This is a genomic window from Collinsella aerofaciens (assembly GCF_039752955.1).
Classification (GTDB): domain Bacteria; phylum Actinomycetota; class Coriobacteriia; order Coriobacteriales; family Coriobacteriaceae; genus Collinsella; species Collinsella aerofaciens_BI.
This window is the reverse complement of record NZ_JBDMHB010000034.1, coordinates 1-23,835: the sequence shown is the minus strand read 5'-3', so window position 1 is coordinate 23,835 and position 23,835 is coordinate 1. Positions and strand designations below refer to the sequence as shown.

At 61.1% G+C, this 23,835-nt stretch carries 18 protein-coding genes; 4 read left to right on the top strand and 14 right to left on the bottom strand.

Translation table 11 applies throughout. The annotated features are described in order from the left end of the window. Positions 1 to 94 precede the first annotated feature (94 nt). The 6 genes from ABHR75_RS07665 to ABHR75_RS07640 form a co-directional block, all read right to left on the bottom strand. Positions 95 to 1,375, bottom strand: a complete 1,281-nt coding sequence (locus ABHR75_RS07665; protein ID WP_175406115.1) for an MFS transporter — start codon at positions 1,373 to 1,375, stop codon at positions 95 to 97. Between the two features lie 288 nt (positions 1,376 to 1,663). Next, positions 1,664 to 2,965: a molybdopterin-guanine dinucleotide biosynthesis protein B gene (mobB, locus tag ABHR75_RS07660; protein ID WP_138114143.1), complete on the bottom strand. Its 1,302-nt coding sequence runs from the start codon at positions 2,963 to 2,965 to the stop codon at positions 1,664 to 1,666. 4 nt (positions 2,966 to 2,969) lie between these two features. Then, the gene (moaA, locus tag ABHR75_RS07655) at positions 2,970 to 4,025 is read right to left on the bottom strand and encodes a GTP 3',8-cyclase MoaA (protein WP_271760628.1); all 1,056 of its coding nucleotides are present in this window, start codon (positions 4,023 to 4,025) and stop codon (positions 2,970 to 2,972) included. A 235-nt stretch (positions 4,026 to 4,260) separates the two neighbouring features. Continuing rightward, on the bottom strand, positions 4,261 to 5,298 hold the full coding sequence (locus tag ABHR75_RS07650; protein WP_346964025.1) for a hypothetical protein: 1,038 nt from the start codon (positions 5,296 to 5,298) through the stop codon (positions 4,261 to 4,263). A 213-nt stretch (positions 5,299 to 5,511) separates the two neighbouring features. Next, positions 5,512 to 7,410, bottom strand: a complete 1,899-nt coding sequence (locus ABHR75_RS07645) for an ABC transporter ATP-binding protein (RefSeq protein ID WP_270225558.1) — start codon at positions 7,408 to 7,410, stop codon at positions 5,512 to 5,514. Continuing rightward, complete coding sequence (locus ABHR75_RS07640) at positions 7,403 to 9,232, bottom strand: ABC transporter ATP-binding protein (RefSeq protein ID WP_346964024.1); 1,830 nt, start codon at positions 9,230 to 9,232, stop codon at positions 7,403 to 7,405. Before ABHR75_RS07640 ends, ABHR75_RS07645 begins: the two co-directional genes overlap by 8 nt. Before the next feature lie 262 nt (positions 9,233 to 9,494). Between ABHR75_RS07640 and ABHR75_RS07635 the strand changes: the two genes are divergently transcribed. Both ABHR75_RS07635 and ABHR75_RS07630 read left to right on the top strand, forming a co-directional pair. Further along, on the top strand, positions 9,495 to 10,841 hold the full coding sequence (locus ABHR75_RS07635) for an MATE family efflux transporter (RefSeq protein WP_138114131.1): 1,347 nt from the start codon (positions 9,495 to 9,497) through the stop codon (positions 10,839 to 10,841). 77 nt (positions 10,842 to 10,918) lie between these two features. Further along, a complete protein-coding gene (locus ABHR75_RS07630) occupies positions 10,919 to 11,767 on the top strand; it encodes a MerR family transcriptional regulator (protein ID WP_138114128.1) in 849 nt (282 codons plus the stop codon). A gap of 93 nt (positions 11,768 to 11,860) precedes the next feature. Here ABHR75_RS07630 and ABHR75_RS07625 read toward each other — a convergent pair whose 3' ends face one another. From ABHR75_RS07625 to ABHR75_RS07595, 7 genes are all read right to left on the bottom strand, one after another. After that, entirely contained in the window at positions 11,861 to 12,283 is a 423-nt protein-coding gene (locus ABHR75_RS07625) for a PIN domain-containing protein (RefSeq protein ID WP_195568424.1), read from the bottom strand. Beyond that, positions 12,280 to 12,672, bottom strand: a complete 393-nt coding sequence (locus tag ABHR75_RS07620; RefSeq protein WP_022095074.1) for a type II toxin-antitoxin system Phd/YefM family antitoxin — start codon at positions 12,670 to 12,672, stop codon at positions 12,280 to 12,282. The genes ABHR75_RS07625 and ABHR75_RS07620 overlap by 4 nt, the downstream gene beginning before the upstream one ends. 284 nt (positions 12,673 to 12,956) lie before the next feature. Next, the gene (ligA, locus tag ABHR75_RS07615) at positions 12,957 to 15,185 is read right to left on the bottom strand and encodes an NAD-dependent DNA ligase LigA (protein WP_346964023.1); all 2,229 of its coding nucleotides are present in this window, start codon (positions 15,183 to 15,185) and stop codon (positions 12,957 to 12,959) included. Between the two features lie 250 nt (positions 15,186 to 15,435). Further along, on the bottom strand, positions 15,436 to 16,896 hold the full coding sequence (locus tag ABHR75_RS07610; protein WP_138114116.1) for a S1C family serine protease: 1,461 nt from the start codon (positions 16,894 to 16,896) through the stop codon (positions 15,436 to 15,438). A gap of 208 nt (positions 16,897 to 17,104) precedes the next feature. After that, the gene (locus ABHR75_RS07605) at positions 17,105 to 17,767 is read right to left on the bottom strand and encodes a response regulator transcription factor (RefSeq protein WP_006234733.1); all 663 of its coding nucleotides are present in this window, start codon (positions 17,765 to 17,767) and stop codon (positions 17,105 to 17,107) included. Between the two features lie 50 nt (positions 17,768 to 17,817). Further along, the gene (locus ABHR75_RS07600) at positions 17,818 to 19,155 is read right to left on the bottom strand and encodes a glutamine synthetase family protein (protein WP_138114113.1); all 1,338 of its coding nucleotides are present in this window, start codon (positions 19,153 to 19,155) and stop codon (positions 17,818 to 17,820) included. Positions 19,156 to 19,289: 134 nt separating this feature from the next. Further along, a complete protein-coding gene (locus ABHR75_RS07595) occupies positions 19,290 to 20,312 on the bottom strand; it encodes a LacI family DNA-binding transcriptional regulator (protein ID WP_346964022.1) in 1,023 nt (340 codons plus the stop codon). 235 nt (positions 20,313 to 20,547) lie between these two features. On the opposite strand from ABHR75_RS07595, the gene ABHR75_RS07590 reads away from it, so the two are divergent. After that, entirely contained in the window at positions 20,548 to 21,582 is a 1,035-nt protein-coding gene (locus ABHR75_RS07590) for a sugar kinase (RefSeq protein ID WP_138114107.1), read from the top strand. Between the two features lie 254 nt (positions 21,583 to 21,836). Beyond that, on the top strand, positions 21,837 to 22,478 hold the full coding sequence (gene eda / locus ABHR75_RS07585) for a bifunctional 4-hydroxy-2-oxoglutarate aldolase/2-dehydro-3-deoxy-phosphogluconate aldolase (protein WP_138114104.1): 642 nt from the start codon (positions 21,837 to 21,839) through the stop codon (positions 22,476 to 22,478). A gap of 393 nt (positions 22,479 to 22,871) precedes the next feature. On the opposite strand, the gene ABHR75_RS07580 is transcribed toward eda, so the two are convergent. Next, on the bottom strand, positions 22,872 to 23,564 hold the full coding sequence (locus ABHR75_RS07580) for a GntR family transcriptional regulator (RefSeq protein ID WP_346964021.1): 693 nt from the start codon (positions 23,562 to 23,564) through the stop codon (positions 22,872 to 22,874). Between the last annotated feature and the right edge of the window lie 271 nt (positions 23,565 to 23,835).

The window sequence follows — 23,835 nt, the reverse complement described above, 5'->3', positions numbered from 1 at the left end:
GTCTCAAGAAGGAGTAACATCGGGACTTGCAGCGACGGACCTCAGGACACTCTTACACCACGTCTGCGCGCGCGACCAATGTTGTGATGGTTTTTTACCGCTTTACGGCACGATCCAAGTGATTGCGTCCAAACAGCAGCAATGCAGCGGGAACCGCCGTCACGGCCATGCCCGCCCCCACGAGTGTCTGTTGTACGCCAAATTTTGCCGCCAGCCACGGTGCAACCGCCAGAGGGGCCACGCCGGCGAACATATTGCCAAAGCCCATGACCGAATTGACGCGGCCAAGCTGCTCGAGCGGAGCCGTCGTTTGCACGATGGTGTTGTGGAGCGGGTTGACGACACCCCAAGCTATGCCCAGGGCGATCTGGCCGACGAGGGCCACGCCCACGTACGGCGTCCCCACATAGAGCAGGCTTCCCAGGCCCACGGACATAAGCGCCACGAGCAGCGTTTTAAGGTTGACCAGGTGCGGCGGCAAGCGGAGCGCGAGCACGGCACCCAGCACCGCGCCCACGCCCGAAGCCGACGAGAGCCAGCCCATCCACTCAACGCCGACGCGTAGGACATCGCGATAGAAAAACGACTCGAGCGGATCGAAGGCTCCGTAGCCAAAGTTCGAGAGAAAAATAATGCAGAAAAGTAGCGCGAGGACGCTGTTGGTGAAGACTGTCTTGATGCTGGCTGCGAAGGTGGCGCGGGCGGACGTGCTGGGGTTGGAGCTTTGTCCCGCACGCTCCCCTTCCTCTGTCGAATCGGCATCCGCATGCCCGGCGACATGGCTGGTCTGCGGCCTAAAGCCCCAACCGACGACGAACGCCAGCACGGTAAAGAGCATCATAAGCACGAACACCGCACGCGACGACGCAGCCGCCGCGACAAAGCCGCCCAGCGTGGGACCAACGATGATACTCACGTTTGAAAACATGGCGATGGCGGAGTTGATGTCTTTGAGCTCGACAGGATCGTCGGTGAGGTAAGCCGGATAGGATGTGGCGATGGGCTGGGCGAATCCCATCGTAAAGCCCAGAAACACCGCGCCGAGCAGGACGACGCCGGTCGCGCTACCAAAGGCGATGATTGCCGTGCCAGTTGCGAGCGTGCCGACGATGCTCAGCAAGAAATGGCGGCGCGGACCCCATGCGTCGAGCGCAGCGCCGCCCGCAAAGGATCCCAGGATCACGAAAACGTTCATGAACAGGACGGCCAGCGATGTCGCGACGACCGAGGCATCGTCCGCATAGGTAAGCGTTCCGATGACGCCGATAAAGTAGCTGGTCTGAAACCCGGTGTAGATGAGAAAGCGCATCGCTACCAGGCGCTTGGCCTGCATGGACAGCGAAGGTTGAGGTTTTGAGAGAAGAGATGCGAGCATGGAGACTCCTTGTTTCATACGAATACGGGCGGTGGGTATTCGCCACCGTCTGTCAAATCAATCTATCCGCATGAAACATTAAGGACGCATCAGGACCCTTCTCTCCGTTTTTCGCTCAGTATGAACTACTTGGTAGATTGTAAGGCATGTCCCAACCATCTACCAAAGCAAAACCACCACAAAGGTGCCTGGCCCCCTTTGTGGTGGAAATGACGTTTGCCCAGATAAAACCTGCCAAAACAAACCTGTCCCTTTTTGGCAGGTTATGGCAGCGCAGCGAGCCGGCCCTTAAAGGTGATCTTGGATAAGATCACAGATGGCTCGGGCGTCGTTGATGTTGATGGCTCGGGTCGCAAAGCCGGCGTCGAAGGCCTGACGTGCCAGGGCTTCGTTGCAGGCAAGGGCCAGCGTGTGACCGTCGACCAGGTCGAGCGAGCTCTTGCCGCGCAGACGGTCGACACCGGAGCGCGCGACCACGATGTTGTCGAAGCCCTCGGTCTTGTAGCCCTCGATGATCACCACGTCGACATCGTTGTAGCGCGACAGCAGCTCGCGCGCGGGCATCTCGTCCTCCTCGCGCGTATCGGCGTACTCCGCCCAGCGCGTGGCGCAGATGAGTCCCACGTGCTTGGATCCGGCCTGGTGATGGCGCCACGTATCCTTAGCGGGCACATCGATATCAAAGCCATGATGCCCATGATGCTTGAGCGAACCCACGCGCAGGCCGCGGCGAGTGAGCTCGGCAATGACCTTCTCGACAAGTGTGGTCTTGCCCGAGTTTTGATAGCCGATAAACGCGATCGCAGGGACGGCCGGTGCCGGAGCTGCGGGCGCGACGGCGACGGATGCGCTCGCGGGTGCGGCACCGTCAGCGGCCACGGCCTCAACAGCAGCGGCCTGACGCTCTGCACGATTCCACACGCCCGAGCGGCCACCCTCCTTGTGCAACAGGCGCACGTCGACGATCTCCATGCCGCGATCGATGGCTTTGCACATGTCGTAGATCGTAAGGCATGCAGCGCTCGCTCCGGTCAGGGCCTCCATCTCGATACCCGTCTTGCCCGTCACGCCCGCCGTAACCAGTACGTGAAAGCCAACCTGCCCGTCCGTGCGCGCCGGTGCCCAGCCCTCGGGCACGTCCTCAGCCGGCGTCCCCGCCGGAGCGATGGGCGCAATGTCGCACTTGCTCTTGGTAATGAGCAACGGATGGCACATGGGGATGATGTCACTCGTGCGCTTGATGGCCATGATGCCCGCCACACGCGCGCAGGCAAGCACGTCGCCCTTTTTGGCGCGGTCCTGCAGCACCATGGCCTGCGTCTCGGGGTGCATGAGGATGGTGCCCTCGGCGATAGCAATGCGATGGGTCTCGGCCTTGTCTGACACGTCGACCATGCGCACCTCACCCCTGGCGTCCACGTGCGTCAGCTCGTCGCGACGGGCGTCGCGGGCGGGCTCGGTGGCAGCACTGGCAGTCGGCTGTGCGGACGCGTCGGCGTTACCAGCATTCGCCGCAGCCGTGCCTTTGTGGGCAGACATCGCGGCCCTGCGAGCGGCCTTGGTGGCATCGGCGTACCTGCTCTTGGCCATATGATCATCCTCCGATTTGGGACATAAATCGTTGCGTGCCCTCAATTATCGCGTGTTCCTGCGGTTTGTGGGCCACGGCATCGCGCCAAATCGAAAGTACCTGCATATCATCACCACGGCGCAGGGCGTCGCGCACCGAATACTCGGCATCACTGAACAGGCACGGACGCACGTTGCCATCGGCCGTCAGGCGCAGACGGTTGCAATTCGCACAAAAATGGTTGGACATGGCGCTAATGAAACCGACCGTTCCCGTCGCGCCAGGAAAGTGCCAATAGCGCGCAGGGCCCGCGCCGGCAGGAGCGTCGTTGATGCCGAGCGGCTCGAGCTCGCCCAGCCCCGCCGCGGCTGCCCCGGCATTGATGCGCGCCCGCAACTCGTCACTCGGCACGGTGTCGCTCGCGTCCCACAGCTCGGGATTGAGCGCGGGCGCGTGAGGGTCTACAGCACAATGTGAGCTCGTACGTTCGTCGCCAATGGGCATGTATTCGATAAAGCGCAGGTGGATGGGGCGGTCGACGGTCAGCCGTGCAAGGGCCGCCACATCCTGGTTGAGTCGGCGCACCACAACGCAGTTGACCTTAACGGGTTCAAAGCCCCAAGCCAGCGCCGCGTCGATGCCAGCCATGGTCTGCTCGAGCCGACCCAGGCGCGTGATTTTTCCAAACAGCGTAGGGTCGAGTGTATCGAGCGAAATGTTGACGCGGTTAAGACCGGCGTCTTTGAGCTGCGGCGCCAACTTGGGCAGCAGGGCACCGTTGGTGGTGAGCGAGATGTCCTCGATCTGCGGAATCGCGCGGATGTCACGAATGAGCGGAATGATACGGCGGCTGACCAGCGGCTCGCCGCCCGTCAGGCGCACGCGGCGAATGCCCTCCCCCGCCACCAAGCGCACAAAGCGGGCGATTTCCTCGGCACTGAGCAGCTCGTCGTGTGCACGGGGCGCCACGCCATCGGCCGGCATGCAATAGATGCAGCGGAAATTGCACTTGTCGGTAACGGCAATGCGCAGGTAGTTGATGTCGCGGCCAAAGCCGTCATGTTGCACGTGCCCGTCCACGCGGCCCTCCCCTCACGCGGCGTTTTATTCTTCGGAAAACATAATACCCCACGAGAGAATTATGCCGACACCCGTACGACAGGACAGGTCGCTTCGAGCAAGACCGGCTTCCCAAGCCCATCCTCAGCATACAAACCATCACAACATTCGATGCTTTTCCCGTTTTTGGCGATAAACGTCGAATGTTGTGATGGCTTGCCTGCCCACGGCACCCCGTAGAAGGACCAAAACGCCCCTAAAGGCCGCCGTCCCAGTGTCGAATCACGAATTCTCGCAGGTCGTTTTGACGTTTCTGGAACGCTTCGCTTCGGTCGCACTTAAGGCCCATAGCGAGCGCGATAGCGTTCATCGCCCGGTGCAATTGCAGCTGGTGGGCAAACTGAGTCCCGGTGAGGACGATCATCCTAAAGCCCAGCGCGCTCAGCACGGCCATACGCTCCGCATCCGACGCGCTGCGCTGTTTATCAAGATGGTCCGAGCCGTTGTATTCAATCCCTGTACCGCTCGCAGGCGCATATACGTCGATCTCGAAATACCCGGCCTTTGCGAGATACTTGAACTCGTTGGGAACATCGACCCGATGGTTGAGCTCGATCTTGGCATATCCCAGCCCTCCCTGGGAACGTTTCGCGACGACCATGATTGCGGTGGCCGTCTCCATGGGCGATCGCGCGCCATCGTGCACGCGCTTGAGCACGGCGGCCGCGCGTTTCACGCCTCGACGCGAAGGATTCTGCTCGCAAAAAGCACGCAGGTCGGCGACGGCATATCGCTGCGAGGCCTCGACATAATCATCGCTCGACAGATGGTTAAGGTGATACCGAGCACACACTTCAAATCCGTACTCAAGCTGCTCGAGCTCGCTCATCCACGAGCCCGCCTGGACAAGGCATATGGCCTCATCAACCACCAGAAGACCCTCTGCCACCTCGATAAGATGATCCGAAGGTATGGGCGCCCCAAACACATGGCGTCGGAGACCCGCCGGCCGAGAGCGTTCAAAATCGAAGCTAACCAGCGTATCAATACGGCCGAGTTCCTCTTGAGGAATACCAAGTGAGACCAGATAGTCGGCGACAATCTCGACCGCTGCAGGTATCCTCAATCCCTTGGCATCGAGCCCCAATTTGGGGAGGCTCGCAGTCGGCTCCACCTCGCCAGCAAATGAGCCTTCGTCGTATAGGCTGCTTGCCCGTGAGAGCGGCTCTAACGGGCGCGCCGCGTTGTGGTACAGCCAGGCAGTCTTATGGGACAGGACGATCGGCAAGTCCATGAGCTCTCCAATGGGTCGGATAACCAACCTTATTCCCCTGCTCACGGATTCGCACACTTCCACGTACAAGAAAGCATTCCACCCGTACGAGCGACAGAAAAACCGTCCCAAAAATCGATGCTTTTCTTCAATATCGAGAAAAACATCGATAATTGGGACGGTTTAGGGCGAGGTGAGAGGTCGGAGGGCCAGAGCAAGCCGCACTCCGACGGGTTAATCCAGCTCTTTTAAGCCATGCGCTAGCTGCCAGTACTCGCCGCGCTGGGCGAGCAATTCCTCGTGGGTGCCGCGCTCGATGATGCGGCCATGTTCGAGGACCATGATGGCGTCGGCGTCGCGGACGGTGGACAGGCGGTGCGCAATCATAAATGTGGTGCGGCCGCGCATGATGCGGTCCATGCCGCGCTCGATGAGCTTTTCGGTGCGCGTGTCGATGGAGCTTGTTGCCTCGTCCAGGATAAGCACCGGCGGGTCGGCCACGGCCACGCGCGCGATGGCGAGCAGCTGGCGCTGGCCCTGAGACAAGTTGGCGCCATCGGCCGTGACCGGTGTGTCGTAGCCTTGCGGCAGGCGACGGATAAACGAGTCGGCGCAGGCGGCCTCGGCGGCGGCACGCACCTCCTCGTCGGTCGCGTCGAGCTTGCCAAAGCGGATGTTCTGCGCAATGGTGCCGCTAAACAGGTGCGTATCCTGCAGCACAATGCCGAGCGACCCGCGCAAGCTGGCCTTGGCGATATGCTTGACGTCGATGCCGTCGTACGTAATCTCGCCGTCATCGACCTCATAGAAGCGGTTGATGAGGTTAGTGATGGTCGTCTTTCCGGCGCCCGTCGAGCCAACAAAGGCGATCTTTTGCCCCGGCTTGGCGAACAGGTTGAGATCCGTGAGCACGCGGGTGCCCGGCACGTAAGAAAAGTCCACGGCATGGAAGCGCACGTCGCCGGCGAGCGGGACCAGACCGGTAACAAGCTCGGTACCGTCGGCTGCCACCGCACGACCCGATTCACCAACGGCGGCCACATCGTGCAGATGTCCATACGTGCCCACACCCTGGCCCTCGGGAATCTTCCACGCCCACGCGGCGTCGCCCGTCTGCACCAGCTCCACGCAGCCCTCGTCCACCTCGGGCTTAAGGTCCATGGCGGCAAACAGGCGCTCGGCACCGGCCAGCGCGTTGAGTAAGAAGTTGCCCAGCTGCGTAAACTGGTTGATGGGCATGGCCGCCTGGCGCACAAAGACCAGGTAGCTCGCGAGTGCACCCACGTCGGCAAGTCCCTTGATGCAGAGCATGCCGCCCGCCACGGCGACGATGGCGTAGTTGACGTAGCCGATCACCACGGTCATGGGCACCATCGAGTTGGCGTAGGCCTGCGCGGCGCCACCGGTGCGGCGCAGCTCCTGGTTGCGCGCGTCAAAACCTGCCACGTTGGCCTGCTCGTGGTTGAAGACCTTGATGACCTTTTGGCCCGAGACCATCTCCTCGACATATCCATCCAAGTCGCCGAGCGATGCCTGCTGGGCGGCAAAAAAGCGCTTGGAGCGGATACCCGAGTAGCGCGCGTACAGCACGATGGCCGCGTCGCACACGAGCGTGATAATCGTGAGCTGCCAGTTGAGGATGATGAGCATGGCCGTGGTGCCGATCACCTGAATGCTCGCCTGAATCACGTTGGCAAAGCTGTTGTTGAGCGCCTCGGAGACGGTGTCGACGTCGTTGGTGAAAAAGCTCATGATGTCGCCCAAGCGCGTACTGTCGAAATAGCTGAGCGGCAGCGTCTGAATGTGCGCGAACAGGTCGCGACGGATGTCGGACACCACGCGTTGGGCCGCGCGCACCATGATCTGCGAGTAGCCTAGGGCCGAGAGCACGCCCGCGGCGTAGATGATCGCCGTTACGATGACCTGCTTGGTGAGCAGCTCCTCACCGCCCGTGGCCAGGCCGTTGACGATGGGGCGCACCATGTAGGTGCCGGCGAGGCTCGCGATGGCCGCGACGGAGGCAAGCATACCCACCGCCAGCAGCGAGAACTTGGCATGGCCCATGTAAGAGAGCAAACGGCGCACAGTGCGCTTGAGGTCGGCCGGGCGCGCTTGGGCTGCGGTCTTAGGCATGGCGCTCGCCCCCTTCCAAGGGTAATCTGCTGGGGACGGAGGAAAACGGATTATTCGCGCAGCCATCGTCGCTGCCGTCGCCGGCGTCTACGTTCCCCGCAAACTCCACCTGCGAGGCGTAAATCTCCTGGTAGATGTTGTCGCCCGCTAGCAGTTCCTCGTGCGTGCCCACGCCGTGGACACGACCGTCGTCCAGCACCACAATGCGATCGGCATCCATAACGCTCGCGATGCGCTGGGCGATGATGAGCACGGTCGTATCGGGGATCCGAGCGATGTGCTCGCGAATCTTAGCGTCGGTCGCCATATCGACCGCGCTGGTGGAGTCATCAAAAATGAGCACGCGCGGATGCTTGAGCAGCGTGCGCGCGATGCACAGACGTTGCTTCTGACCACCCGAGACACCGGCGCCGCCTTGGCCCAACTCGCCGTCCAGCCCGCCGATGCGATCAAGGAACTCGTCCACGCACGCTGCGCGGCAAGCCGCGAGGAGCTCATCGTCCGACGCCTGCGGATTGCCCCACTGCAGGTTCTCGCGCACGGTGCCCGTGAACAACACGTTCTTTTGCAGCACAATGCCCACGGCGTCGCGCAAGGCGACCAGGTCGTAGTCGCGCACGTCGTGTCCGCCCACAAGTACGACGCCCTCGGTGGCGTCGTACAGACGCGCAATCAGCTGCACAATCGAGCTCTTACCCGAGCCCGTGCCGCCGAGGATGCCCACCGTCGAGCCGCTCTCGACGCGAAGGTCGATATGCTCGAGCACATCCTCGGCTGCATCCGCGCGGTATTTAAAGGAAACGTCGCGAAACTCGACACTGCCGTCCGCTGGCGCCGCAGTCGCGAGGTCTCCCGCAGGGTTGGCGATAAAGGGCTCCTCATCGAGCACCCCTGCGATACGGCCCACACTCGTGAGAGCGCGCGTGAGCAGCAAAAACACGTTGGAAATCATCATGAGCGAGTTCATGATCAGCAGCACGTAGCTCATAAAGCCCGTGAGAGAGCCCACGCCCAGCTTGCCGGCGAGAATCATGCGGCCGCCAATCCACAGGATGGAGAGCGCAGCCACGTACATCGACAGCTGAAACACCGGCAGGTTGAGCACGGCGGTGCCGAAGGTCTTGGTCGCCGTGCCGGCGAGCTCGGTATTGACGGTGTCAAACTTGTCGCACTCGTGCTCGGCGCGCACGTAAGCCTTCACGGCGCGCACGGCGGTAAGGTCCTCTTGCACCACGCCGTTAAGGTGGTCCATCGAGGTCTGGAGTTGGCGGTAGAGCGGACTGACGCGATAGGTGATGACACCCAGCACGATTGCCAGCACGGGCAAGATGATCGCAAAGACGGTGGCGAGCGGGCGCGACAGCATCAGCGCGTAGATAAGGCCGACGATAAGCGTCACCGGGCCGCGCACCATAGGGCGAAAGCCGTTGCTCACAGCATTTTGGATAACGGTGATGTCCGTGGTCATGCGAGTGACGAGCGAGCTGGCGTCGTAGTTGTCTAGGTTACCAAAAGCGAGCGTCTGAATCTTTTTGTACTCGGCCTCGCGCAGGTTAGCGCCTAGGCCCGAGGCAACGCGGGCGGACGTGTGTGCATAACCCAAGCCCAGTACCAGCGAAAGCGCAGCGCACACCAACATGTACGCGCCCTGCAGCAGCATGTAGTTGATATCACCCGCAGGCACGCCCACATCGATGATGTTGGCCATGATGACCGGGATAAACAGCTCGAGCACCGTCTCGACCGACACAAAGAACACGCCGAGAATGGCATCGCGACGGTATGCCCCTAGATAAGAAAACAGTATTTTGAGATTGCGCACGCAGGTTCAACCCCCATCAAACGTTGTTCGCAAACGCACGTATTATTGCGCGCCGAATAATGGTGTCAAGTATTCCGAAATCGTTTTCTGCAAGGTTAACGCCGGCGGCGAGTTCTCGTGACGTGTGTCCATATTCACTCGGAATAATGGTGCGCGTGACTTTTTTCGCCCGGCACCCAACACAAACCTTGACTCTACAATCGTTGTAGGGTTTTCACTACACTGGTACATAAACAAACCCAGTCAGAAAGTGCCCCCGCTCATGGAACACGACCTCACACGCGGCAATGTCCTTAAGACCATCGCGGTCTTTGCCCTGCCCTATATGCTCTCGTACTTTTTGCAGATGCTCTACGGCATGGCCGACCTGTATATGATGGGGCAGTTTAGCGGCGCCGCCGGCATCACCGCTGTGGGCAATGGCGCGCAGACGCTCTATATCATTACCGTGACGCTCGTGGGCCTGGCCATGGGAACGACGGTCATCGTCGGCCACGCCGTGGGCTCGCGCCGCTTCGACCGCGCCGAGACCGCCATCGGCAATACCATCACGCTGTTTATGGGCGTCTCGGTAGTACTGGCCGTCATCTTGTTTGCACTTTGCCCGCAGGTTGTGGCGCTCATTGGCACGCCGCCCGAGGCGGTCGAAGGCACCGCCGCCTACCTGCGTATCTGCTTTGTCGGCATTCCGTTTATCGCCGCATACAACATTCTCTCGGCCATCTTTCGCGGGCTGGGCGATTCGCGCTCGCCTATGTACGTGATTGGCGTGGCATGCATCATCAACATCGCGCTCGACTTTCTATTTATCGGCCACATGGGGCTCGGCCCCGTGGGCGCGGCGCTCGGCACAGTGACCGCCCAGACGGCCAGCGTTGCCCTCGCGCTCGTGTGGCTCAAGAGCCGCCGCACGAACATCCACGTTAAGCGCAGCGACCTGCGCCCCCAGCCCGAGGTGCTCGGCAGCATTCTTAAGATCGGCGTGCCTGTGGCTGTACAGGACGGCTGCATCCAGGTGGCGTTTATGTTTATCACCGTCATCGCCAACCACCGAGGGCTCGTCGACGCCGCCGCCGTAGGCCTGGTCGAGAAGATGATCAGCTTTTTGTTCATTGTTCCGAGTTCCATGGGCGCCACCGTCAGCGCGCTCACGGCGCAAAACGCCGGTGCAGGAAAGGGCGGTCGTGCGCGTCAGGTACTCAAGGATGCCATGACGATCTCGGTGGTGTACGGCTGTCTGATCACGATGCTGATGTGGCTGGTGGCGCCGGCGTTTATCGGCTTTTTTGCCAAGGACCCCGCGGTGGTCGCGGCCGGTACCGGCTATATGCACAGTTATATTTTCGACGCAATCTTTGCCGGCATCCACATTTGCTTTAGCGGCTTTTTCGCTGCATACGGCAAGAGCTACATCGGCTTTGCGCACAACGTGCTGGCCGTGGCGCTCATTCGCGTACCCGGCGCGTGGCTGCTGTCGAACGCCTATTCCGACACGCTGTTTCCCATGGGCATCGCTTCGCCGTGCGGATCGATTTTGTCGGCAGTCATCTGTGTTGTCGCGTTTACCGTGCTTAACCGGCGCGGAGCTTTTGACAAGTTGGTAGCGTAGCGGATCGTTTGTGTCATACGACGGCCGCGCCGCACGACCTCGGCGCCCCTTCCCCGCCCATTGAAAGGAGCAGTCCCATGACCGACTCGCCAACCGAACATACCGAAGGCCTGCTCCGTATTGGCGAGGTGGCGCGCCTGTTTAACCTGAGCGTGGGCACGCTGCGCCATTACGAGCAGATGGGCTTGCTGGACCCGGCGCACATCGATCCGGCGAGTGGATACCGCTACTACGGATCGCGGCAGCTCTCCACCCTCAACACCATCAGTCACCTGCGTGTTCTCGACCTGCCGCTAGCGCAGATCCGTGAGTTTGTGACCACGCGCGATGTAGACCTCATGCAGCGGCAGCTGGCTCAGCAGCAGGAGCTCATCGAGCGCAAGCGCCGCGAGTTGGAGCGCGTGTCGCGCAAGATCGATAACCGGCTTGCTCTACTGCATGATGCCTTGAACACCGAGCTCGATACCATTTGCACAATCGATGCGCCCGAGCTTCGCTGCGCCGTGTTGCGCGAACGCGTCAACCCTACCGACGCCTATGCGTTGGAGTGGCAAATTCGTCAACTGCAGAAGGGCCAGCATGAGACCTTTGTCTTCCTGGGCAACTTGGGCATTGGGATTAGCGCCGAGCGCCTTGACGCCGGTGACTTTGACGGCTACGACGAGGTCTTCCTGCTGCTCGATGACACCGATGAGTACTTGGGCGACGTCGAGGTACGCCCCGCCGCACGCTGTTTGACCATTAGCTTCCGCGGCACGCACGGGCAGGCGGGCTCGCGCTATGAGCAGCTACTCGGCTATATGCACGAACACAACCTGGCACCCGCCGGGCCCTCGCGCGAGATCGCCCTCATCGACGACATCATCAGCGACGACCCCACAACCTACGTGACACAGATCACGGTGCCCGTTACTGTGCTCGATTAAGAACCTCCCGGACAGGCATGCAGTGCAGCTCAACTAACGAGCGTCAGCTACAGGAGAACCGCCATGTCGAGGACAATCCCCGATATGGCGGTTTTACTCCTCCGGAATCGGAAACGCACGGATGAACTCTGCAGGCGAGAAGGTCTTGATGGTCGAGCGCACAAAAGCGGCGCGGTCACGCGTGATGATAAAGTCCACGCCGGCACGCTCGGCCATCGCACGGATACAGCCGTCCTCAAAGTCCGGCTCATCGGAATAGGCGGAGGTAAAACAAGCTTCTTGGTCGAGAGGCTCTACCGAGTAGCTCTTAAGACAGTCGCGCACTACCTCGCGGGCGCGCGCCTCGCCTGCCTGTTTAGTGAGAATGTAGTACGCGTCCTTGAGAGAGCAGGCCGAAACAACACCCTCGATAAGTCCCACGTCAACGAGCCCCTTGGTCGTTTGCGCCGCCCCATGCTCCGGCCGGCCCGGCAGCACGCAATCGAGCAGAAAATTGGTATCGAGAAATGCCCTCATAGGTAGCGCTCCCTCGCGACGCGCTTTTCATCTTCAACCGTCATCGTATCGAGCGGCGTTCCCTTTGGCATGTTAGCCACGATATCGAGATACTCCTGGTAGTCCTCATTCTCCGCGAGCATCTCACGGATCTCCTTCCAGGTGATCTTGGGATGCCACATCGTACCCACGTCGCGCTTGGGCTTGCCCGTGCCGCACGTCGGTTTTGCGCCCCCACGCTCCTGGGCAGCGTCATATTCCACCGTAACTGGACCTTCATAGTCGAGCGGCACGATCTTGAACAACGGCTTGCTCCGCTTGAAGACCACAACCTCCTCGCCCTCATTGGCAACCTTTTCGGCCACTTGCGTAAGGTTTTGGCGCAGTTCCGAAAACGCGACGGTAACCATAACTGCTCCTCTCAACATATATCTTCACTGCTAAGTATACACGTTAATATTAATGTTAAAGTGTATAAAACTCATCACAATGGGGCAGCCCCGTTGTGAGACCTCACTGCGGGGCCCCTTTGCTTTGAATGAATCTTCTATCGCTCCGGAACGACACCGCTCCGCAGGGTCACCCTCAGCAACCTACATGACGCAGATCATGCTGCCCGCCACCACGCCCAAATAAAAACCTCCCGGAAAGTATCAACCTTTCCGGGAGGTTTTCTAATTTGGTTATCGATGTACTAAGCCTGGGGCACCTCACCAGTCGCCAAGATCTGCTCGAGTGCATCCTCGTCCAGTACGGGTACGCCCAGCTGCTCAGCCTTGGTGAGCTTGGAGCCCGCTTTGGGGCCGGCGACCAGATAGCTCGTCTTCTTTGACACGCTGCCCGAAACCTTGGCGCCGAGCACCTTGAGCGCCGCGCCCGCCTCGTCGCGCGTGCGGTTGACGAGCGTGCCGGTGAGCACGAAGGTCAGACCCGCAAGCGGCTGTGCGTCGGCGAGCTCGCCCGCCACGCCAGCGTCGGCTGCGGCTTGCGCGTGCGCAGCGCCCAAGTCGACCTCGAGCGAAAGGCCCGCCTGACGCAGACGTTCCAGCACGGCAAGGTTCTCGGGCACGGCCAGGAACTGCTTAACGCTCGCCGCAATCTTGGGGCCGATGCCCTCGCACTCGGCAATATCCTCTTCGCTCGCCAAGATGAGCTTGTCAATCGACAGGAATCGCTCGGCGATGACCTCACCCACACTCTTGCCCACGTGGCGGATACCCAGGGCAAACAGCACGCGACCGAGCGGCTGGCTCTTGGACTTGTTGAGCTCGGCGATGATTTTCTCAGCCGTCTTGAGGCCTACCGAGATGGGGTCGCCCTTCTTGACGCCCTTTTTGCTGTTGGAGCTGGCATAGGTACGCCCCGTGTCCAGGCCGGCGATATCGTCGACCGTGAGCTGGTAGAAGTCCGCGACGTCGTGAATCAGGCCAGCAGCGATCATCTTGTCGACGATCTCGTCGCCCAGGCCGTCGACGTCCATGCAGCCGCGGCTCACCCAGTGGAGCAGGCGCTCCTTGAGCTGCGCAGGGCAATCGATGGAGACGCAGCGGTAAGCGACCTCGCCATCCTCGTGGACCACGGGGCTGCCGCACACGGGGCAGACCTCGGGCATGTGCCAGTCGACCGAATCGGCCGGGCGCTTGTCGAGCACCGGACCCACGACCTCGGGAATCACGTCGCCCGCCTTGTGCACGATAATCGTGTCGCCCTCGCGCACGTTTTTGCGACGAATCTCGTCGATGTTGTGCAGCGTGGCGCGCGCGATGGTGGAGCCGGCAACCGTCACCGGGTCGAACTCGGCGACCGGCGTGAGCACACCGGTGCGACCCACCTGGATGCGAATCTCGCGCAGGACGGTCTGCTTTTCCTCGGGCGGAAACTTAAAGGCAATGGCCCAGCGCGGTGCGCGGGCGGTAAAGCCCAGGTCGAGCTGCTGCTGAAAGCTGTCGACCTTTACGACCACGCCGTCGATGTCGTAGTCCAGGTCGCCGCGATGCTCGAGCGCCTGGGCGCAGAACTCGTGGACCTCGGCCGGCGTGGCACAGCGAGCCACGTTGGGGTTGACGCTAAAGCCGGCGCTACGCAGCCAATCGAGGAACTCGCGCTGGCTGTGGACGTGCAGTGGATCGGTATCGGCGATGGCATAGATAAAGGTGGCCAGGTCGCGCCGCGCCGTAACCTTGGGATCCTTCTGACGCAGGCTGCCAGCAGCGGCGTTGCGCGGGTTGGCGAAGGGGTCGCGGCCCTCGGCATCGGCCTCTTCATTCAGACGTACAAAGCTGCCTTTGGGCATATAGACCTCGCCGCGCACCTCGATGGTGCGCTCGCGGTCGGCACCCATGTGAGCGAGCGCCGGCTCGGACAGGTGCATAGGCACGTCCTTGATGGTACGGACGTTGAGCGACACGTCCTCGCCCGTGGTACCATCGCCGCGCGTGGCGGCGCGCACAAAGGTGCCGTTTTGGTAGGTAAGTGCCACGCCCAGACCGTCGATCTTAAGCTCGCAGGTATAGGTGACGCTGCCGGCACCGAGCGCATCCTCGGTGCGCTGGAGCCATGCGTCGAGCTCGTCCAGGTCCATGGCATCGTCCATGGAATACATGCGCGCCATGTGCGTGACTGGCGTAAACTGCTCGCTCACGTAGCCGCCAACGCGCTGGGTATAGCTGTCGGGCGTCACCAGGTCGGGGTAGGTCGCCTCGATTTCTTGCAGCTCAACGAGCATTTTGTCAAAGGCGGCGTCCGTGATCTCGGGCGCGTCGAGCATGTAGTAGCGATAGGCGTGGTAATCGAGCTCGTGGCGCAGCTCGGCCGCACGCGCTGCCGCCTGGGCACGGGCATCGGTCGGCGCAACGGTATCCGTGCTCGTGGGCGTTTCGGTATCGATGTCCACGCCGTCACCAAACAGGCTCGATTGCTCCATAGCGGCACTCCTTCGCTCGATTTCAAACGGATACTAGAGTACCACCGGTCACCATGGCGCCGAATAACCCTTTCGAACCGCATCGAATCGGCAGTCGACGCACCGGGATGGATTGCGCGATTAAACCATGCTCTTATCAACTCTAAATGATCCATTTTCCTCCGTCCCCAACGGATCAATAAGAAAAGAGGGGACTGCCCCACGTTGATGGGACAGCCCCCTCTGGCCTCGATATACGCGATACGGCTCGCTAGTAGCCCTGACCGTAGCCTTGACCCTGGCCCTGCTGGCCCAACAGCTCCTCCAGATACTGGCGCAGCTGCTCGTCGGTAATACCGCCGTTGCCGGTGTCGGTCGCGCTGTCATCCTGCTGCTGGTTCTGCAGCTCCTCATCGGAGCCCAGCTCGACGGTGACCTTCTTCTCTTCCTTGCCGCGCATGAGCGTGATCTCGACCTTCTCGCCCACCTCGTGGCTGCGCAGGGCGATGATCAGGCCATCGGCACTCGTAATCTCGTCGTCGCCCAGCTTGGTAATGACATCGCCCTCCTGGATGCCGGCCTTGGCAGCAGGGCCATCCTCAACGACGCTCGCCACATACGCGCCGCTATCGGTGCTCAGCTTGTTGGTGCGGGCGTTGAGCGCGTTGACGCTCGAAAGCGTGGCGCCCAGGTACGGGTGCACCGGCGTCTTACCGTCGATGATCTGGTCGGCAATGTTCTTGGCGTAGTTAACCGGAATGGCAAAGCCCACGCCCGAGCTGGAGCCCGAGTAGCTCTCGATGAGCGAGTTGATGCCCACCAGCTCACCATTGTCGTTGACGAGCGCGCCGCCGGAGTTGCCCGGGTTGATGGCGGCATCGGTCTGGATCATGTTGGCATAGATGGTGTTACCGTTGGTAGAGCTCATGGCCGTGGAGCGATAGAGCGCCGACACAATACCCGTGGAGACAGACTGCTCGTTGCCGAACGGCGAGCCGATCGCCATGACCCACTCGCCCACGTTGAGCTTGGAGGAGTCACCGATCTCGATCGGCGTGAGCTTTGAGGCGTCAGCATCCTTGAGTTTGATGACGGCCAGGTCGCTCGAGGCATCGTTGCCCACGAACTCGGCCTCGTACGTGGTTCCGTCGTCCATGGTAACCACGTACTGGTCATAGCCATCGACCACGTGGTTGTTGGTGAGGATGTGGCCCTCGGTATCGAGCACCACGCCCGAGCCGACGCTGCCCGAGCTGTCCGACTCGTCGGCAGACTGCGAAAGCGAGCCATTCTGGCTACCGCTCGAAGTGGCGGTGATGGAAACGACGGAGGGCAACGCCTTGGCAGAGACGGCCTCGGCCAGCGTGGTATCCTCGGAGTCGATGGTGATCTTTTGCGCCGATGAACCCGAAGCACCCGCCGTCACGGCGTTCCTGCCGCCGCCGATATCGAGCGTGCCGCTCATAATGAGCGCGATGACCAGCAGAGCGCCACAGGCACAGCCGGCAAGCGCCGTAATAAAGATCGGCAGTTTTTTGGTCTTGGTCTTGACCACCGTGTGCTTGTTTACAACCTGCTGGCCGCCCAGCGGCTTGCCGGTCTGCGTGTCGTAGGCCTGCACGTAGGGAATGTTGCCGTCGGCAGGCGTCGACTCCACCTGTACGCGCGGTTGCTGCTGAGTCTCGCCGGCGTGGCCCGCATCCTGGGGACGCTGGGAATCGTTCTCGCTCATAGCTGCAATCCTTTCGTCAAATAACCAAAGGCCCGCCAAACACGTGGCGGGCCATCATTGTTCACGATGAGTTGTACCCCAATATGCGGGTGCACGTGTATGAGAACGCAATCTTTTAGGAAGGCTTAAGTTCTACTGCAAACTCGAAAGGAACCCGCACCTGCGGCAAAACCACCGCAAAGGCGCCTGTCCCCCTTGCGGTGGAAATCTAGTCCTTAAACAGATAGCCCACGCCGCGGACGGTGGTGATGTGTGCCGCGATCTGCGGGCCCACCTTGGAACGGATGCGTCGAATGTGCACGTCGACGGTGCGCGTGCCGCCGCAGTACTCAAAGCCCCACACGCGGTGCAGCAGCACTTCGCGGCTGTAGGCGCGGTTGGGGTGCGTCGCCAAAAAGCTCAGCAGCGAGTACTCCATCAGCGTCAGGTCAATGGGCTCGTTATCGAGTGTCACCTGGTAGGTAGCCAGGTTAATCTCGAGGTTATCGATGTTGAGCACATCGTCGGCGGTGACGGTCTCCTCCTCGCCCATCAGGCGCTGCGCACGAGCCTTAAGTTCGTTGGGCGTCGCCGTGGGGCATACAAAGTCGGCATGCGCGTGATTCGGCAGACGCAGGGTGCCGAGCGCCTCGTCGTCGACGATCACCAGCATGGGAACGCCACCGCGGTCGTCGAGCCATTTGGCAATCTGATCGATGCGGTCGCTGCGGATGCCGTCGGAGTCGAGGATCAGCAGGTCGAAGTCGTGCGCCGCAGTCGGCGAATCGGGTGTGGCAAGGCTCACCTCGACACCCAGGGTGGTCGTCAAGCTGCGGGCAAACTCGTGGAAGCGCGTCGTGCGCGCCATGAACAGGGCACTCTTTTCGGACATATCGGCCTCCAAGGAAATGAGCTCAATCGTACTGGAACAAGTCAGCGCGATTAGGAGTTCGCCAGGTAGTGCTTGATCTCCCACTCGGTGATCGTAGACTCAAACTTATGCCACTCGTCGCGCTTCTTTTTGAGGAAGAAGCTGTGGATGTGCTCGCCGAGGGCATCCTTCATAAACTGCGAGTCCTCAAACACGTCGAGCGCCTCTTTAAGCGAGCGCGGCAGCGGCGTGTAGCCGGCCTCGACCATCTGACGGTCGGTAAGCTTGAGTGTCTCGGCCGTGGCCTCGGGCGGGAGCTCCAGCTTGCGCTCGATGCCGTCCAGACCAGCCGCCAGCGTGACGGCGTTGACCAGGTACGGATTGGCCATGGGATCGGGACTGCGCAGCTCGATGCGCGTGGACAGCTGCTTGCCGGGCTTGTAGACCGGGATGCGAACCATGCTCGCGCGGTTGCGCAGGCCCCACGTGGCGTACTGCGGCACGGAGTCGCCACCCGTGGTGATGCGCTTGTACGAGTTGACCGTGGGGTTGGTGATGGCGCTGATCTCGCGGGCATGCGCCAGGATGCCGGCCATATAGTGCTTGGCAACGTCGGAGAGATGGTACTTCTCGTCGCCCTCGCCCCAAAAGACGTTGTTGCCGTCGTGGTCGAATAGCGACTGGCACAGGAACATAGCACTGCCGTCCTCGCCTGCCAACGGCTTGGGCATAAAGGAGGCGTGGCAACCGCTCTCGTAGGCCTGCTGCTTAATGATGAGTTTGGCCGTGGTGATGGCGTCGGACATGCTCAGGGCCTCGGCGTGACGCAGGCTCATGCCGTGCTGCGAGCGGCCGGCGGCGTGGAAGGTGTACTCCACGGGCACGGACATCTTCTCGAGCGTGAGGACCGTATTGCGACGCAGGTCGCGGGCGGCATCGCTCACCGAAAGATCGAAGTAGCCCACGTTGTCGAGCGGCTCGGGGGTGTGTTCGTCGGGGAAGTAGTAATACTCCAGCTCAGCGCCCACGTTGAGCAGATAGCCAGCTTTCTCGGCCTTGCGGAACATGCGGCGCAGGGCATCGCGCGGGTCGCCGGCAAACGGCTTGCGATCGGGAGTGCACACGTCGCAGAACACGCGGGCGACGCCGTTGTGGCTCGGGCGCCACGGCAGAATCTGGAAGGTCGAAGCATCGGGAAACGCCAGCATGTCGGCTTCCTCGGGCGTGGCAAAGCCCTCGATGGCGGAGCCGTCAAAGCCAATACCCTCCTCAAAAGCGACCTCGAGGTCCTCGGGGCTAATGGCAAAGTTCTTGAGGCGGCCGAGAATGTCGACAAACCACAGACGCACAAAGCGGATGTCACGCTGCTCTACGGAGCGGAGTACGTAATCGATGTTCTGCTGGTTCATGTCGCTCCCCTTTCTTTCGGGCGGGTTTCGACTGGTCTATATCGCAGATACTATCGCAGAAAAATATTTCCGCAGGGTTAAAGCGTATCAAGCGCTCAAAAAACGTGTGCGAACAGGCAGTTGCGAACGAGCGGCTAGCGCGAGGTCGATGCGCGGTATTCGATGTGGCCGGGGATCTCGATGCGTTTGGGTGCCAGCTTTGCGGCTTCGCCCACGGTGGTGGTAACAACGTCGATGCGCTCGGACAGGCGCTCGACCACGCGCTCGGCGATGGTGAGGGTGTCCTGCGCGGCCGTGGTCACACCGCCAAAGAGCACATGGTTCCAGGGGTAGTCGTCAAACGTCGCGATCTTGAGCCCCGCCGGCAACGAGGGTCCCAGCTGTGCCAACGCCTCGGTCAGACGCAGAAAGACCAGGCCGTTGACGGCAATGAGGCCGAGCTTTTTGCCTGCATAGCCGCGGATGGTCTCGTCCAAGCGGCCGACGCCCGTGGCACCGCCATCGGCCAAGGTGACAACCTCGCCGGCAAGGCCGCGTCGCGACAGCTCGTCGGTAAAGGCCTCGGCGCGCTCGCGACGCACGGGGCTGTCATCGCTTGCCTCGGTGAGCAGGCACAGGCGCTCGCTGCCAGCGGCAGCCAAGGCGTCTACCAAGCCGGCAACCAGCTCGCGGTTGTTAGATGTCACCAGATCGACACCGCCGGCAGCAACATCGCGGTCGAGCAGCACAACGGGTAAACGTCCCGCGGCAGCGGCGATTGCCTCGTCGTTACCGCCGCAGGTATTGACGACCAGGCCGTCCACGCCGGCGTCGATAAGCCTGGTGAGCGATTCGGCCTCTTTAGCGGGATCGTTGCCGCTAATGGCCGTCATAAGCGAGCAGCCGCGCGCGGCGGCACTGGCGGAAAGCCCTTCGAGCATGGCACTGGAGAACGGGTTGGCGATGTCGGCCAGGATCACGCCGATGAGGTTGGTGCGTGAGCTGCGCAGATTGCGTGCGGCGGCACGTGGGCGATAGCCGGTGCGCTCGATAACCGCCGCGATGCGAGCGCGGGTTTCCTCGGTCATCTGCCCGGGGCGGTTGTTGAGATAGCGCGAGACCGTGGCCGGGCTCACGCCCGCCTCGGCGGCAATGTCCTTGATTCTCATCTGCGCCATGGCGCACCCCGTTTCCCAATTGTCAGCAGTCTGAGCCATTTTAGGCATTTTTTTAAAAATCTCGCTTGCAAAAGGCTGTAGGTGAGTATACTACAACTCGAAACGAAACCGATTTCGTAAACCGATTTCGGCGAGCGTTGGCACGTAGGTGCAAAGATGTACCCTACCGTCTTGGCACCTCCGTGCCAACGCCATATCAAAGGTGTACGCACGAGCAAGAAGGAGCTGCGCAACCATGGGTAAAACGGTTCTTACCTTCGGCGAGATCATGATGAGGCTCTCGCCCAAAGACCATCTGCGCATTGAGCAGGCGACCGAGTTTGATGTCCGCTACGGCGGCGCCGAAGCCAACACCGCGCTTTCCCTGGCCTACCAGGGCGACAAGGCCGCTTACGTCTCCGTTGTCCCGGCCAACCGTCTGGGCGAGTGCGCTCTGCGCTCGCTGAAGGCCTACGGCGTCGACACCACGCGCGTCGTACGTCAGGGCGATCGCCTGGGCTCCTATGTCTTTGAGGTCGGCGCCTCGCAGCGCGGCAACGGCTGCGTCTACGACCGCAAGTTCTCTGCCATCAACATGGCCAAGCGCGATGTTTTTGACTGGGACGAGATCCTCAAGGGCATCGATGTCTTCTACTTCTCCGGCGTGACCCCCGCTGTCTCCGACGAGATGGCCGCTGCGTGCAAGGATGCCCTCACCGCCTGCCGCGCCAAGGGCATCACCACCGTGTGCGACGTCAACTATCGCGGCAAGATGTGGTCGCCCGAGAAGTCGCAGGCCACCATGAAGGAACTCCTGCCGCTCGTCGACGTCTGCATCGCCAACGATGAGGACGCACCCGCCGGCCTCGGCATGACCTGCGTCTCCGGCTCCCTTGCCCACGGCATTGAGGAGCGCGACACCTACGTCGAGATGGCCCGTCAGATCTGCGCCGAGTACGGCTGCAAGAAGGTCGCTTCGGTCGTCCGCAACATCTCCTGCGTCGAGCGCTCCATCTGGATGGGCATGCTCTATGACGCCGAGAGCGGCGCGCACTGGTTCTCCCCCGCTCACGACGTGCACGTGCTCGAGGGCGTTGCCGCCGGCGACGCTTTCAACGCCGGCCTCGTCCATGCCCTCATCAACGACTTTGACCCGCAGGACGCCGTCAACTACGCGATTGCGGCCTCGATCCTCAAGCTCACCATCAAGGGCGATTCCAACCTGGTGACTGCTGACGAGATTGCCGCTGTGGCATCAGCCGCCGACGGTGGCACCCGCGTCGCCCGTTAATTCGTTCCCCATTCTGCGGGCTGCAGTTTCCCATACCCATACCTCTGCAGCCCGCTCCCCGATTCCTCCGGTCGGGCAAAACCACCAGTCCCATTCCGGTTTTGTCTGGCATTTCCTACATGACTGGTCGTGCAGCCGGTTTTGGAATTGCTTGAACCCCAAGCAGTGCCTCCGATAACCAATCCAAAATCGGCTCCTGACCAGCACATTTGGCAATCACGCGCCCATGCGCGCCACACATCGAAAGGAACATCATGTTCGATCAGTTTTACACCACGCTTAAGTCCCTGGGCATCGTGCCGGTCGTTGTGCTCGATAAGGTCGAGGACGCCGCTCCGCTCGCCCACGCCCTTATGGCAGCTGGCATGAAGTCCGCCGAGGTCACCTTCCGCACCGCCTGCGCCGCCGAGTGCATCGCCGCTATGGCCGAGGCCGAGCCCGAGATGTGCGTTGGCGCCGGCACTGTCCTGACCGTCGAGCAGGTTGAGCAGGCCCGCGCAGCCGGTGCCAAGTTCATCGTCTCCCCGGGTTACAACGAGGACGTTGTGAAGCACTGCATCGACATCGACCTGCCTGTCCTTCCCGGCACCGTAACCCCCTCCGAGGTCACCGCAGCCGAGAACCTGGGCCTCAAGGTCACCAAGTTCTTCCCCGCGTCCCAGTATGGCGGCCTGAACACCATCAAGGCCCTCGCCGCTCCGTTTGTCGGTCACCGCTTTATGCCCACCGGCGGCGTGAGCACCGCCAACGTCGAGGAGTACCTGAGCTCCTCTGCCATCATCGCCTGCGGTGGCACCTGGATGGTCAAGCCGGCCCTGTTTGCCGACGGCGACTTCTCCAAGGTCGAGCAGATTGCCCGCGAGGCCATGGACGTCGTCAAGAAGGTCCGCGGCTAGGTTTAGCTCTCTATCGTGAAAGGGGGTGTGCCCTAGACCTCGCCCCCTTTCTTTTAAAGCGGCTCGGAAGCGCGCCGTTTCCGTCACGAACAAGAACCGAAACCGTCTTGTATGCTGATAGAACGTGACGGAAGCGACACGCCCCCGAGCCGCTTTTCCTGCTCGGTTGGCGACCGCGCCCAGTTGAGCCACATCGACAAAAGCCGAGCCACCAAAACAGCTGCGGCGCCGTCTGAAGGAATGGACCCTTGCTTCCGGTCTTTTCCTCCAAGCGGCGCCGCAGCTTTTTCATACCCCGATAATGCCCCGGCAGTTGCGGTGAGATATGGACTGCTTACACCATCAGAGCCGCAAAACAATCCCTATTTCACCGCAACTAATGTAGGGGGCGAGTTAGATGGCCGAGTCTTTGGACAGCTCAAAGTAGTCGGGATGCAAGGCAATAACCGGACCCTGCTCCTCGGGCATTAGATGCAAATGCGTCTCTGCCAGATAGCTCGCCGTGTCGGTATCGCCCTTCTTAATGGCCTCGAGAATCCGGCGATGCTGCCCACGGATCGGCTCCCAGTCCAGATCCTGCGACACCATACGCAACCAGTTGTATCGCTCAAAATGCGTATTGACGCTCTTCATCCAATCCCACAACATGTGGCGGCCGGCAATCTCAAAACATGTCTCATGGAACAGGTTGTCCAGATCGAAAAAGCGACGCGTTTCACGATGATCGAGCGACTCGGACTCGGCAAGAATCTGCTCGAGCCGATGTTTTTGCTCGGGCATGGCGGCCGAGCAACATTTAATGAGCACGCTTCTCTCGAGTTTCTCGCGCAAAAAGCAAGCGTTCTCGGCATGCTCCATGCTGATTTTTGAGACGTAGGTGCCGCTTTTGGGACGCGTTTCCACCAGCTCCTGCTCACGCAGGCGCACAAAGGACTCGCGAATGGGCGTGCGCCCGATTCCCGTCTCCTTTTCCAGACCAATCGCCGAAAGGCGCGTGCCGGGCTTGAGCTCGGCATAGATAATCTTGGAGCGCAATGCGTTGTATGCCTGGTCTTGCAGGCTCTGATTATGCTGGCGTTGTTCCATAAAGCCCTCGGATAAACCCTCGGTTAGTCGAATACCACCATGCAATACTATCGCATCGACACGCCCCAGCTCCCAATCAGTCTTTTTGGGACGGGGCTCTTTTAGCTACCCTGGCCCGCAGATCGGCCCCCTTGCCACAAAAGTGGCCCATCTACTACGTTAACACGGATAGCCTCGGCCATACCGAAAACCGTGAAAACAAAACCGACGCTCCTATAAGTTGTCAAGAGGCAGTTTGCGGGAGCGCTCCCTTCAATTCGCACAGGAGCTC